This is a genomic window from Aquamicrobium sp. YD-1-mutant5 (assembly GCF_059509755.1).
The window spans coordinates 72,733-84,529 of sequence record NZ_JCAKKP010000003.1 but is presented as its reverse complement, the minus strand read 5'-3'; the positions used below and the strand labels follow the sequence as shown (position 1 = coordinate 84,529).

Below are 11,797 nucleotides of genomic sequence, written 5' to 3'. Positions count from 1 at the left end.
GAACCGAAGATACACGAGGAGAGACGATATGATCCGCAAGCTTCTTGCAACGACTGCGCTCGCAACGCTGGTTGCCACTGGTGCCATGGCCCAGGACGCTACCGCGCCTGCGACAACCACGCCGCCGACCGCGGCCACTGAACAGCCGGCAGCACCCGCGGTTCGCGCCGATGGCCATCTGGCTTCCAATATCATCGGCGAAACCGTGTATAACGGTACGGCTGAAGATGCCCAGAATATCGGCAAGGTCACCGATCTCGTTCTGGACAAGGATGGCAACGTAGAGTCCGCCGTCATCGGTGTCGGCGGCTTCCTTGGGCTGGGTGCCAAGGATGTGACGTTCGACTTCGACAAGATGCAATGGGCTGAAAAGGATGGAGATCGCTGGCTGATTGCCGACGTGACCAAGGAGGCGCTGGAAGCTCAGCCGGCCTTTGATTCCACCCCTTATAAGCCTGCGCCTGCAACGGAGCGCGCTCCGGGTGTGACGACCACGGATACCGTGAGCGAAGCGCCTGCCGCCACCGCACCGGTGATCGCGCCGGCCGAAGGCAATCTTGCTTCCCTCATCATTGGTGAAAGCGTCTACAACGGCACCGGGGATGAGGCACAGGACATCGGCAAGGTGAATGATGTCGTGCTTTCACCTGAAGGCAAGGCTCAATCGCTGGTGATCGGCGTTGGCGGTTTCCTCGGCATGGGCCAGAAGAATGTCGCCCTCGACTTCGACAAGGCGACATGGGCCGAGCGTGACGGCGATCGCTGGCTGGTGGTCGAGGCGACCAAGGAATCGCTGGAAGCATTGCCGGACTTCGACCGCCGCGCCTATGACGTTGCCCCCACGACAAGCGCTGACAATTCGGCCGCCGCTCCGGCAGCAGTTCCGGCGACCGATACGGCTGCCGCCCCGAACGAGCAGCGTGACGCGACTTCGACAGCTGCCATCGACAAGTCGACCCTGACCGAGGTGCAGATGACCGATGTCACCGCCAAGGAGTTGGATGGCACGACCGTCTACGGCGCCGATGATGTCAAGGTCGGCGAGATCGGGGATGCCGTGCTCACTCCGGACGGGCAGGTCGATGCGGTCATCATCGATGTAGGCGGTTTCCTCGGCATCGGCTCCAAGCCGGTGGCGGTTGGCATGGATACTTTCAGGGTAATGGCCGACAAGGACGGCAAGAAGTATCTGTACACCGAGTTCACCAAGGAACAGCTTGAGGCGCATCCGGCGTACGACAAGGACAGCTACGCTGACAATCGCGAGCAGCAGCGCCTTATGGTTCGCTGAGGACCTCTGCTTTCTGCAAAGGCCCGCACCCGCTGGTGCGGGCCTTCTGCTTGGTGAACAAAGCGAGTGCCATTGTTCACCTTTCGGATACGGACTATTGCCGCTCCGATATCTTTGCGCGCGGCATGCCTGCGCCCATATTGGCGATCAACACGGCCCTTCATGGATTTATGGGCCGTACCCTCCAAAAAGGAGCGCCACATCATGCTCGATCAGATCAGGGGACTGCATCACGTCACGCTCATGGCCAGTGATGCCCGCCGCAACAATGCATTCTTCACCGGAGCGCTCGGTCTGCGGCGTGTGAAGCAGACTGTCAATTTCGACGCGCCGGATGTTTACCACCTCTATTACGCAGACGAGGTTGGCACGCCGGGTTCGGTCATGACCTACTTTCCTTTCCCGAATATTGGCAAGGGCCGTCCCGGCGTCGGCGAAGTGGGTACCACCGTCTACGCCGTTCCGCGTGGTTCGCTCGGCTTCTGGGAAGGCCGTCTCGGCGATGCAGGGGTGGCGGAGCTTGCCCGGCAGGAGCGGTTTGGCGAACAGCGCCTGACCTTTGCCGGCCCCGATGGCGAAGGCCTCGCCCTCGTCGAGGTGGACGGTGACACGCGCGCGCCATGGACCCATGGAGGTGTTCCCGAGGATGTGGGCATTCGCGGCTTCCATTCCGTTTCGGTGCTCCTGCGCGATGGCGGAGCCACTGAAGAGCTTCTCGGCTTCATGGGCTATCGCGAGGTCGGGCGGTCCGGCAATCTGCGCCGGCTTGCGCTTGAGCACGGCAATGGCGCCGATACCGTCGACATCGAGGTGATGCCGGGTGCGGCGTTTGCCAATCTTGGCGGCGGCTCGGTTCACCATGTCGCGTTCTCGGTCGAAAACCGCGAAAAGCAGCTGGAAGTGCGCAAGGCCTTGCTGGATACCGGCTATCAGGTCACGCCGGTCATCGACCGGGATTATTTCTGGGCGATCTACTTCCGCACACCCGGTGGCGTTCTGTTCGAGGTTGCAACCAACGAGCCCGGTTTCGACCGTGACGAGGATCGCGCGCATCTCGGCGATGCGCTGAAGCTTCCGACACAGCATGAGCATCTGCGCAGCTATCTCGAACAGCATCTGCAACCGCTCGAAGACTGAGGAGCCCGTTAATGAGTACCGATGCCTATGTGCACAGTATCGTGCAGGGCGTGAAAGGCGGTCCCTTGTTGTTCGTCTTTCACGGCACCGGCGGCAATGAAATGCAGCTGCTGCCGCTGGCGCGTAACCTGCTGCCCGGCGCTACGGTGGTGGCGCCGCGTGGCGACGTTTCGGAAATGGGCGCGGCGCGTTTCTTTCTCCGTCTCGCCGAAGGCAGATACGACATGGTCGATCTTGCCCGTGCGACGGACAAGATGAAGGGTTTCGTGCAAGCACATGCCGATGCGAGGGCGCGGACGCCGGGAGCCGGGGAAATTTACGGTCTCGGTTATTCGAACGGAGCCAATATCCTTGCTTCGGTCATGCTGTCTGCTCCGGAACTGTTTTCGCGCGCGGTGCTGATGCATCCGCTGATCCCGTTTGCGCCCGGGCCACAGGCGGGGCTTGCCGGGCGTGAGGTGCTGATCACGGCGGGGCGGCACGATCCCATATGCCCGCCTGACTTGACCCTGCGGCTGGAAGCGTATTTCCGTAGTCAGGGCGCGACGACAGAACTGGAATGGCATGAGGGCGGGCATGAGCTGCGCCCCAGTGAGGTTGAGGCTGCACGCCGCTTTTTGTCGGCCGTGCCGGTTACAGGAGCATCCCGATGAGTGAACAGATACCGGACGTGGAAATCGAAGAGACCGCCTCCAGGGGCCGCTATGTCCTGCGTGGGCCGGATGGTGCGGAGGCCGAGATGACGTTCACGAAGGTGGGCGCCAATCAGATCATCATCGACCATACCGGCGTGCCGGACGCCTTTCGTGGTCAGGGTGCGGGATTGCGGCTGGTGACAAGGGCGGTCGAGGATGCACGGGCGGCTGGCAAGCTCATCATTCCGCTGTGCCCCTTTGCTGCGGCTCAGTTCAAACGTCATCCCGAATGGTCGGATGTGTTGAAGAAGCAAGGGTGAAGATCGCGATGGGAACGGAAATCAGCAAGACCGAAGATGGCGGCAAGGGTCGCTACGTGCTGCCACTGGAGAGCGGTGAGGAAGCCTATCTCACCTATGTGCGCGGCGGCCCCGGCCACATTTCGATCGATTACAGCTTCGTGCCGCCATCGGCGCGCGGCAAGGGCGTGGGCGCGCAGCTGGTTGCCCATGCCGTTACCGATGCCCGTGAGACCGGCACAAAAATCACGCCGGTGTGCGGCTATGTGGCGGCCGAATTCCGCCGCCACAAGGAATGGCAGGACGTTTTGGCGGCATAGCGCGGCTGCGGGGCCGCCGGCCCCCAAATCCCATCACCGTACCGTTTCTTAAGGGGTTGGCTCCTAGAAGGGATCTCGACCTTGCGGATTACGGAGATGTAGAGGGTGCGTTTTTCCGCAACCATGGCGGCTGACCGGTTGCTGCCGCAGCGCCTTGCGCTGCGCCTGCGGCCTTTGCTGGCGCAGATCGATGCCATCGCGTCGGGTTCGGATGAGCGCGGCGCCGCAGGGCGCATGTCCGCCATCGCTTTCATGGTCCGCGTCGTCAGCGCTGCGATCGCCTTTTTCAGCCAGGTGCTCATGGCGCGCTGGATGGGCAGTTTCGAATACGGCATCTTCGTTCTGGTATGGGTGACGATGCTGATCGTCGGCTCCATCTCCTGCCTCGGTTTCAGTACCTCCGTCATCCGCTTCATTCCGGAATTCCGCGAACGGGGCATGCTGGCGGAATTGCGTGGTATCGTCCGCGTCAGCCGGCATGTGGTTCTGGCCGCTTCCACCCTGACCGCTGTTGCAGGGGCTGCCGGTGTCTGGCTCTTCGCCGATCGTATCGAAGATTATTATGTGGTGCCGTTTCTGCTTGGCCTGCTGTGCCTTCCCATGGTGGCGCTGACGGATCTTCTGCAGGGCGTGTCGCGCGCGCATTCATGGGCGCTGTCGGCCCTGCTGCCGACCTATATTTCGCGGCCGGTGCTCATCCTCGTCTTCATGGGGGCAGCCCTGCTCGCCGGCTGTCCGGCCGATGCAACCACGGCCATCATCGCGGCAATCGCGGCCACCTATGTCACCGCGCTCGGCCAGTTGCTGAGCCTTGGCAGCAGGGTTTCGGCAACCATTCCCGCCGGCGACAGCCGGATCCTGCTGCGCCAGTGGTTTTTCATCTCCCTGCCGATTTTCCTCGTCGACAGCTTCTTTTACCTGCTCACCAATGCCGATGTGCTGATGGTCGGCTTCTATCGCGACCCGCAGGAAGTGGCCGTCTATTTCGCCACGGTGAAAACGCTGGCGCTGGTGCATTTCGTCTATTTCGCGGTCAAAGCCGGCTCCGGCCAGCGCTATGCGCAATTCGCTCACGGTGATCGGCACCGGCTTGCCGCCTTCGCGCGCGAAACCGTGTCCTGGACCTTCTGGCCCTCGCTTGCCATGGCGGTCGTGGTTCTGGCTCTGGGCAGGCCGATGCTCGGATTGTTCGGCGAGGGGTTCCAGTCCGGCTACCCGCTTCTTTTCCTGCTTGTCGTCGGCGTGGTGGCGCGCGCCTCCGTCGGGCCGTGCGAAAGCCTCCTGACGATGAGCGGACACCAGAACAGCTGCGCTGTGGTGTTCGCCGCCACGCTGGCGCTGAACATCGTGCTCAACGTTCTGCTTCTTCCCACTTTCGGCCTGTGGGGAGCGGCCATGGCGACCGCGTTTGCCATGATCTTTGAAGCCGCCGGCCTGTCCTTCACGGTCTGGCGTAAACTTGGTATTGTCATGACGATCTTCATTCCGGCAAGGAGCGCTGCATAATGGCTGCTGTTCCGCTGATCGAGGAGGCAAGCGGGGGACCGGCCGGCACGCTGGTCTCGGAGCTTGCCGGGCTTGTGCGTGAGGGCACCGATCCTTCGCAGCTTGAACTGCTCACCAACCGGCGCCCGCAGCGTACGCTGGCCATCTATCCGGCGAATGCGGGCTTTGAACTGGTCGAGGAACTTGATCACCTCGTTGCCCGCGCCATCGAGCCCAACATCTTCTTCAATCCGCGCTTTCTGGCTCCGGCGATGCCGAGGCTGGAGGACCGCGAAGTGCGTCTGGCGGTGATCAGGGACGGCGACGAGCATCGCTCGCGGCTGCGGTTTCTGATGCCGTTTTCCGTGGAGCGTCCGAACGTACCATTCTCGGTGCCGGTGATGCGGGCATGGTCGAACCCGTTCGGGCCGGTCGGCACGCCGCTGGTGGACTATGACGATCCGCTGGGCGTGGTGGAGGATTGCCTCGCCATCCTGTCACGGCGGCATCTGCAACTGCCGCAGGTTCTGGTGCTGCCCGACATGCGCCTCGAAGGGCAGATGGCGCGCGTGCTGCGCTCGGTGGCGGAAACGCGCCAGCTTTCCCTGATCACAGTCGCAGAGGTCGAGCGGCCGGTTCTCGACAGCGAACTGGAGGGAGATGCCTATCTGAAGGCCTCGCTGCGTCCGCATCACGTGCGCGAATTTCGTCGGTTGCGCCGTCGGCTGGAGGAGCTCGGCGCGGTTGCGCATGAGGTGGCGCGCGGGCCGGAAGAGGTGCGCACGGCGATGGAGAGCTTCCTTGCTCTGGAGGCCGCCGGCTGGAAGGGCCGCAAGGGCACGGCCATGACGGTCGATCGCTTTCAGGCCGCATTCGCCCGCGAGGCGGTGCACAGGCTGGCGGAGCGCGACATGTGCCGCATCCATTCGCTGACGCTGGACGGCCGTGTGATCGCCAGTCTTGTCGTGTTCGTCGAGCAGGGCGTCGCTTATACGTGGAAGACGGCTTATGACGAAAGCCTTTCCACCTTCTCCCCCGGGACCCTGCTGATGCTCGAAGTGACCCGTCAGCATCTGGAGGATCCGAACATCCAGTTCACGGATTCCTGCGCGGTGCCCGACCATCCGGTGATGGGCCGCCTGTGGAGCGAGCGGATGCGCATGGGAACGCTCATCATCGGGCTGACGCCCGCTGCCGACAAGGCAGCCAGACAGGCCGCCTCGCAGATGCATCTTTACCGGGAGGCGCGCAACGTCATGCGCGGCCTGCGCGACAAGGCCCGCCGCCTCATCCGCAAGAGGCCGGCCTGACGCCACCATATCCAACCGCTGCGGCGGGCGCAGCGGTGGTGGTCAAGCAGGTTCCGGTTCGGAGCGGCGGATGTGTTCCGCCGTCAGGCGTAAAGATCCTTCCATGCTTCGCGCAGCAGGTTTTTCTGCACTTTGCCCATGGTGTTGCGTGGCAGCTCTTCCACGAACAGCACCCGCTTGGGCAGCTTGTAGCGGGCCAGCCGTTCGCCGAGCGTGGCAAGGATCTCGTCTTCCTTCAGCGCGGCGCTGTTCTTCGGCACCACCACGGCAGTCACGCCTTCGCCGAAATCCGCATGTGGCACCCCGATGACCGCACTTTCGAGGACGCCATCGATCAGGTCGATCTCGCTCTCGATCTCCTTCGGGTAGATGTTGTAACCGCCCGAGATGACGAGGTCCTTGCCGCGCCCGACGATATGGACATAGCCACGTTGGTCGATCAGCCCGAGATCGCCGGTGATGAAAAAGCCGTCATTACGGAATTCGGCTTTGGTTTTCTCCGGCATGTTCCAGTAGCCTCTGAAAACATTCGGCCCCCTGACTTCCAGCATGCCCGTGTCGCCGGCCGGAAGGGTGGCGCCGTTTTCCATGTCCACGACGCGGATGTCGACGCCGGGCAGCGGAAAGCCGACCGTGCCGGCGATGCGGTCGCCGTCATAGGGGTTGGAGGTGTTCATGTTCGTCTCGGTCATGCCGTAGCGTTCGAGGATGGCGTGACCGGTGCGGGCGCGGAAGGTGTCGTGCGTTTCGGCAAGCAGCGGGGCAGAGCCGGAGATGAACAGCCGCATGTTGGCGGTGCTGTCGTGGTTGACGCGATCGTCCTGCGCAAGGCGCACATAGAAGGTCGGCACGCCCATGAGAACGGTCGACTTCGGAAGGCGCTCGACGATGGCATCCGCATCGAACTTCGGCAGCAGGAACATCGACGCGCCGGAAACGAGGATGACATTGGTGGCCACGAACAGGCCGTGCGTGTGGAAAATCGGCAGGGCATGGATGAGCCGGTCCTGCGCGGTGAAACGCCAGCTTTCGCTCAGTGTCAGCGCATTGGACAACAGATTGTCATGGCTGAGCATGGCGCCCTTGGAGCGGCCGGTGGTGCCGGACGTGTAGAGGATGGCGGCCAGATCGTCGGGACCGCGTTCCACATCGTCGAAATCCGTGGCAGCCGCCCTGGCGTTCTCCATGAGCGAGCCGCCGTCATGATCGTCCAGTGTCTCCAGAACGGCGCCGCAGCCCTTCACCGTCTCAGCGAGCTTGTCCGCATTGTGGGGGGAGACGACGATGACGGCAGGTTTTGCATCGTTGAAGAAATAGTCGAGCTCGGCCACCGTATAGCCGGTGTTGAGCGGCAGGTAGACGGCGCCGCAACGCACGCAGGCCAGATAGAGCATCAGGGCTTCGGCGCTTTTCTCCACCTGCACTGCAACCCGGTCTCCCGGCTGCACGCCACGTTCCGTCAGCACACGCGCAATGCGGGCAGACTGGCCGAGCATATCGCCATAGGTCCACACGCGGCCGTCCTGCGTTTCGATGAAGACAGCATCCTGTCCCGGCAGGGCAGTGCGAATGGCGTGGAACAGATGGTTAGGCATTCAGTTTTTCCTGCGTCCTGGAAGATGTTTTTGCGGTCGAGCCGGCGGCAAGCCATTTGCGGACCTCCGGCGAGGCCACGACTTCGCCCCGTTCGGCATAGGCCTCGTGATTGCGCTCGATGTCGTCGAGCTTGTAAAGGTAGTTGACCATCAGCCCGTGTGATTCACGCAATCCTCTGGCCGATACGTCGCCCGGGAAATTGAGACGTTCCAGCCGGGCGCCGTTGCCGAGATGGAAACGCGCCACCGGATCGAGCAGCCGTCCACCGGCCGCACGGGCGGTCAGGAAATAGTAAGCTGCCGCCCGCTGAAGCAGCGGACTGGCTTCCCTGATGCTTTCCGCGTTGCGGTGCCAGTCGGCATTGCTGAGATGATCGCGCAGGCGGGCGAGTTCGAGGATGTCGTCCCCTTCTTCCGCCGCCTTCAGCCAGCGTGCGAAGCCGGGCACCGGCGACAGCGTCACGAAGGTTTCCAGCGCAGGGTGTTCGCGGCGCAGTTCCTCAACCACCTGCTTGATCAGGAAATTGCCGAAGGAAATACCGCGCAGGCCGTCCTGACAGTTGGAAATCGAATAGAAGACCGCAGTGTTCGCCTCGCCGGGCTTTAAAGGTGCACGTGTTTCGTCCAGCAGATCGCCGATGTTGTCGGGCGTAGCGCGTGTCAGCGCCACTTCGACGAAGATCAGCGGATCATCGGAAAGCTGCGGGTGGAAAAAAGCGAAGCAGCGCCGGTCTGCGGGTGCGAGACGGCTGCGCAGTTCGTTCCAGTCATTGATGGCGTGGACCGCTTCATAGCGGATGATCTTTTCCAGAATATGCGCGGGCGTGGTCCAGTCGATGGAGCGCAGCTGCAGAAATCCACGATTGAACCAGGAAGCGAAGAGATGCTGGAAATCGGAGTCCACGGCTTTGAGTTCCGGTTCGGACTTCAGCAGGCCGAGAAGTTTTTCGCGCATCCGCACAAGGCTGCGGGTGCCGTCGGGCGCGGCATTGAGCCGGCGGATCAGCTCCTGCCGCTTCGGCTCGGCGGCTTCATGCAGGGCGGCGAGGTTTTCCGGGCTGCGGTCGCTGCGGTACATTTCGATGGCGTCTTCGATATGGGCATCATCGGCGCCGAATCTGATCAGCAACTCCCGCATGAACCGGGGTTGCTCCTCGTCATCCAGTTCTTTCCATGCGGAGAGAATGTCCTGCGCCAGAGCCAGGCCTGATGCTTCGCCGCGGCTTGAGAGCAGGTGCTCGCACTGCAGGACGATCTCCTCCATCGCCACGCGTTGCTTCGGGTTTTGCGACGTGCCGAGCAGCCGGCGACCGCGCTCGGCAATGGCGTCGAGCATATCGCGAAAGGAAGAGAAGCTGCCCATTATAGGCCCCTTTGTGGCTGGTCCGCCCTGTTGAATGACGTACAGTATCGGCACCCGTGAGGATGCGAGATTTTACGCAAGGTTTCCTGCAATTTCGATTCATGCTATTCCTCATGCGTACAAAGTCAACATTCTTGTATACAAGAATTGCATTTTCAGATTGGTGCCATGTCGCAAAACATCGTCCAGAAGCTGCGCGATCAGATTGAGAATGGAATCGTCAGCGGTGAATTTCCGGCCGGCAGGCGGCTGGACGAAACCCAGCTCGCCGCCCGGTTCGGCGTTTCACGCACGCCGGTGCGCGAGGCTTTGATACAGCTGGGCGCAATCGGCCTCATCGAAATCCGCCCGCGCCGGGGCGCCATCGTGGTCGAGCCGGCACCGCATCGCATCTACGAGATGTTCGAGGTAATGGCGGAGCTGGAAGCCATGGCCGGAGCACATGCGGCGCGGCGTTACACCGATGATGATCGCGCCGCGCTGGAGGAAGCGCATTGTCGTTGCCTCCGGTCGGCTGAAGCGGGGGATGCGGATGCCTACTATTACGACAATGAGGTCTTCCACGAAGCAGTCTATGCCGCAAGCCACAACGGATTCCTGCAGGAGCAGTGCCTTGCTCTGCACAGAAGGCTGCGGCCCTATCGCCGCCTGCAATTGCGTGTGCACAACAGGATGAAGACCTCGCTGGCGGAGCACGAGCGTGTCGTGAAGGCCATATTGTCGGGAGACAGCAACGGTGCGGCCGCGGCTTTGCGGGTGCATGTCGCCGTGCAGGGGGAACGTTTCTCCGATCTTGTGGCGCGTCTGACGACCACCCGGAATGAAAGCTGAAGCCTGTGCCTAAAATGTAATAAAATCATTTTTTATGCATTTTTATGTCGGTAGTGAAATTTAATTGACACAAACGGATTTGTGCCCATACTGATCTGCGGATTGCACCGGGGAACACAAAGGGCGCGCAAGAACAGCCCAATCCTCTGACCTTGAGCCGGACCCTGAAGCCGGGCGGTGGCAGCTGCCATGTGGAGGAAATATGCAGGACAGGATCGATAGCGCTGTTGCCGACGTGTGGGCGCGTCTGGATGCGAAGTCCGACAGGGTCGTGGGGCTGACCAGCGATCTCGTGCGTATTCCGTCCGTCAATCCGAAGTTTCAGGACGAACCGGAAGAGGGCAGGGAGGCGCAGGTTCAGGCACTGATCGCCGACGAGTTGTCCGGCTGCGATCTCGCGGTCAGCACCTTCGATGCGTTGCCCGGTCGCCCCAATCTGCTGGCCCAGACCGAAGGCGCCGGCAATGGCGAGCGCGACCTTATTCTGTGCGGCCATATCGATGTGGTGCCGGTGGGTGACCTGCGCGAATGGAGCTACGATCCATTTTGCGGCGATGTGCGCAACGGCAGGGTGCTGGGCCGCGGAACCATGGATATGAAGGCGGGCATGGCCTGCTGCGTGGAGGCGCTGCGCGTCATCCGCGAGGCGGGCATTGCGCTCGGGGGCAGGGTGTCCCTGCACTCCGTGGTTGACGAGGAAGCCGGCGGTTCGGGCGCAAAGGCCATGGTGCGCGCCGGGCATCTGGCCCCTGCCGCCATCATTGCAGAACCCGGCGGCGACGAGATTTTCATCAGTCAGGGCGGTCTGGAATGGCTGCGCATCACCATTCGTGGCCGGCAGGGCCACTCGGCCTATCGCTTCACCGGCATGTACCCGCAGCCCTGGCAGGAAAATCCCAAGGCTCCGCCGATCAGTGCCGCGGATCTGGCCAGCCGCTTCCTTGCGGCGTTGCGGGATTATGAAGCGGCCAACTCCCGCGTGAAAAGCCATCCGATGATGGCGCCCGGCATCAATCATTTCGGCGTCGGGGTGGTGCGCATAGGCGCGGGACTGGGCGAGGATGGTCTGCCGATCATCATGAGCAATCCCGGCATCGTGCCCGACGTCGCCGTGATCGACATCGACCACAAATTCATGCCGCATGAGACGAGTGCCGAGATTCGTGCGGATTTCGAAGCCTTCGTCGCCCATTTCTGCGCGACCGATCCGTGGCTGCGTGAAAATCCGATCGAGGTGAAATGGGACCTGTACGATCTGCATTTCCCGCCGATGAACACCTCGGCCGATCATGAGCTGGTGAAGATCGTCACCGCGCGCCGCGCCAGCCTCGGCAGGCCGACCGCGCTGCGTGGCTCCATCGGCGTGACCGACGGTGCGCACTATGCGGTCGCCGGCGTCCAGCCGATCCGCTACGGGCCCTTCGGGGCTAACCAGCATGCGCCCGACGAATGGGCGGATGTCGAATCCATCAGGACGACAACAAAAATATTCGCAGCAAGCATTCTCGACTGGTGCGGCGTCGCCTGACCG

Annotated in this window: 11 protein-coding genes; 9 read left to right on the top strand and 2 right to left on the bottom strand. The window is 62.3% G+C overall.

The features are described from left to right. The first annotated feature begins 28 nt into the window (after positions 1-28). The 7 genes from AC5XE7_RS04640 (at position 29) to AC5XE7_RS04610 (ending at position 6,477) form a co-directional block, all read left to right on the top strand. Complete coding sequence (locus AC5XE7_RS04640) at positions 29-1,291, top strand: PRC-barrel domain-containing protein (RefSeq protein WP_495365018.1); 1,263 nt, start codon at positions 29-31, stop codon at positions 1,289-1,291. A gap of 204 nt (positions 1,292-1,495) precedes the next feature. Further along, positions 1,496-2,428: a VOC family protein gene (locus AC5XE7_RS04635; RefSeq protein ID WP_495365017.1), complete on the top strand. Its 933-nt coding sequence runs from the start codon at positions 1,496-1,498 to the stop codon at positions 2,426-2,428. 11 nt (positions 2,429-2,439) lie between these two features. After that, positions 2,440-3,081: an alpha/beta hydrolase gene (locus AC5XE7_RS04630; RefSeq protein ID WP_495365016.1), complete on the top strand. Its 642-nt coding sequence runs from the start codon at positions 2,440-2,442 to the stop codon at positions 3,079-3,081. Further along, complete coding sequence (locus AC5XE7_RS04625; protein ID WP_495365015.1) at positions 3,078-3,383, top strand: GNAT family N-acetyltransferase; 306 nt, start codon at positions 3,078-3,080, stop codon at positions 3,381-3,383. Before AC5XE7_RS04630 ends, AC5XE7_RS04625 begins: the two co-directional genes overlap by 4 nt. Then, positions 3,380-3,682 carry a GNAT family N-acetyltransferase gene (locus AC5XE7_RS04620; protein ID WP_495917657.1) on the top strand — a complete coding sequence of 101 codons (303 nt, stop codon included), beginning with the start codon at positions 3,380-3,382 and terminating at the stop codon, positions 3,680-3,682. The genes AC5XE7_RS04625 and AC5XE7_RS04620 overlap by 4 nt, the downstream gene beginning before the upstream one ends. A gap of 105 nt (positions 3,683-3,787) precedes the next feature. Beyond that, a complete protein-coding gene (locus AC5XE7_RS04615; protein WP_495365013.1) occupies positions 3,788-5,188 on the top strand; it encodes a lipopolysaccharide biosynthesis protein in 1,401 nt (466 codons plus the stop codon). Next, complete coding sequence (locus AC5XE7_RS04610) at positions 5,188-6,477, top strand: GNAT family N-acetyltransferase (protein WP_280198395.1); 1,290 nt, start codon at positions 5,188-5,190, stop codon at positions 6,475-6,477. Before AC5XE7_RS04615 ends, AC5XE7_RS04610 begins: the two co-directional genes overlap by 1 nt. 83 nt (positions 6,478-6,560) lie before the next feature. Here the strand turns inward: AC5XE7_RS04610 and AC5XE7_RS04605 are convergent, their stop codons facing one another. Together AC5XE7_RS04605 and AC5XE7_RS04600 are read right to left on the bottom strand one after the other, a co-directional pair. Then, the gene (locus AC5XE7_RS04605; RefSeq protein WP_495365012.1) at positions 6,561-8,072 is read right to left on the bottom strand and encodes a malonate--CoA ligase; all 1,512 of its coding nucleotides are present in this window, start codon (positions 8,070-8,072) and stop codon (positions 6,561-6,563) included. After that, positions 8,065-9,435 (bottom strand): malonyl-CoA decarboxylase, encoded by a 1,371-nt coding sequence (locus tag AC5XE7_RS04600; RefSeq protein WP_495365011.1) that lies wholly within the window; start codon positions 9,433-9,435, stop codon positions 8,065-8,067. Before AC5XE7_RS04600 ends, AC5XE7_RS04605 begins: the two co-directional genes overlap by 8 nt. A 168-nt stretch (positions 9,436-9,603) precedes the next feature. Between AC5XE7_RS04600 and AC5XE7_RS04595 the strand changes: the two genes are divergently transcribed. Together AC5XE7_RS04595 and AC5XE7_RS04590 are read left to right on the top strand one after the other, a co-directional pair. Then, complete coding sequence (locus tag AC5XE7_RS04595) at positions 9,604-10,266, top strand: GntR family transcriptional regulator (RefSeq protein ID WP_495365010.1); 663 nt, start codon at positions 9,604-9,606, stop codon at positions 10,264-10,266. Between the two features lie 202 nt (positions 10,267-10,468). After that, on the top strand, positions 10,469-11,794 hold the full coding sequence (locus tag AC5XE7_RS04590; RefSeq protein ID WP_495365009.1) for a M20 family metallopeptidase: 1,326 nt from the start codon (positions 10,469-10,471) through the stop codon (positions 11,792-11,794). The last annotated feature ends 3 nt before the right edge of the window (positions 11,795-11,797 follow it).

Coding starts and splice junctions, on each gene's coding strand:
- AC5XE7_RS04590 (WP_495365009.1), top strand. CDS start 10,469: ATGCAGGACAGGATCGATAGCGCTGTTGCCGACGTGTGGGCGCGTCTG.
- AC5XE7_RS04595 (WP_495365010.1), top strand. CDS start 9,604: ATGTCGCAAAACATCGTCCAGAAGCTGCGCGATCAGATTGAGAATGGA.
- AC5XE7_RS04610 (WP_280198395.1), top strand. CDS start 5,188: ATGGCTGCTGTTCCGCTGATCGAGGAGGCAAGCGGGGGACCGGCCGGC.
- AC5XE7_RS04600 (WP_495365011.1), bottom strand. CDS start 9,435: ATGGGCAGCTTCTCTTCCTTTCGCGATATGCTCGACGCCATTGCCGAG.
- AC5XE7_RS04605 (WP_495365012.1), bottom strand. CDS start 8,072: ATGCCTAACCATCTGTTCCACGCCATTCGCACTGCCCTGCCGGGACAG.
- AC5XE7_RS04635 (WP_495365017.1), top strand. CDS start 1,496: ATGCTCGATCAGATCAGGGGACTGCATCACGTCACGCTCATGGCCAGT.
- AC5XE7_RS04625 (WP_495365015.1), top strand. CDS start 3,078: ATGAGTGAACAGATACCGGACGTGGAAATCGAAGAGACCGCCTCCAGG.
- AC5XE7_RS04630 (WP_495365016.1), top strand. CDS start 2,440: ATGAGTACCGATGCCTATGTGCACAGTATCGTGCAGGGCGTGAAAGGC.
- AC5XE7_RS04640 (WP_495365018.1), top strand. CDS start 29: ATGATCCGCAAGCTTCTTGCAACGACTGCGCTCGCAACGCTGGTTGCC.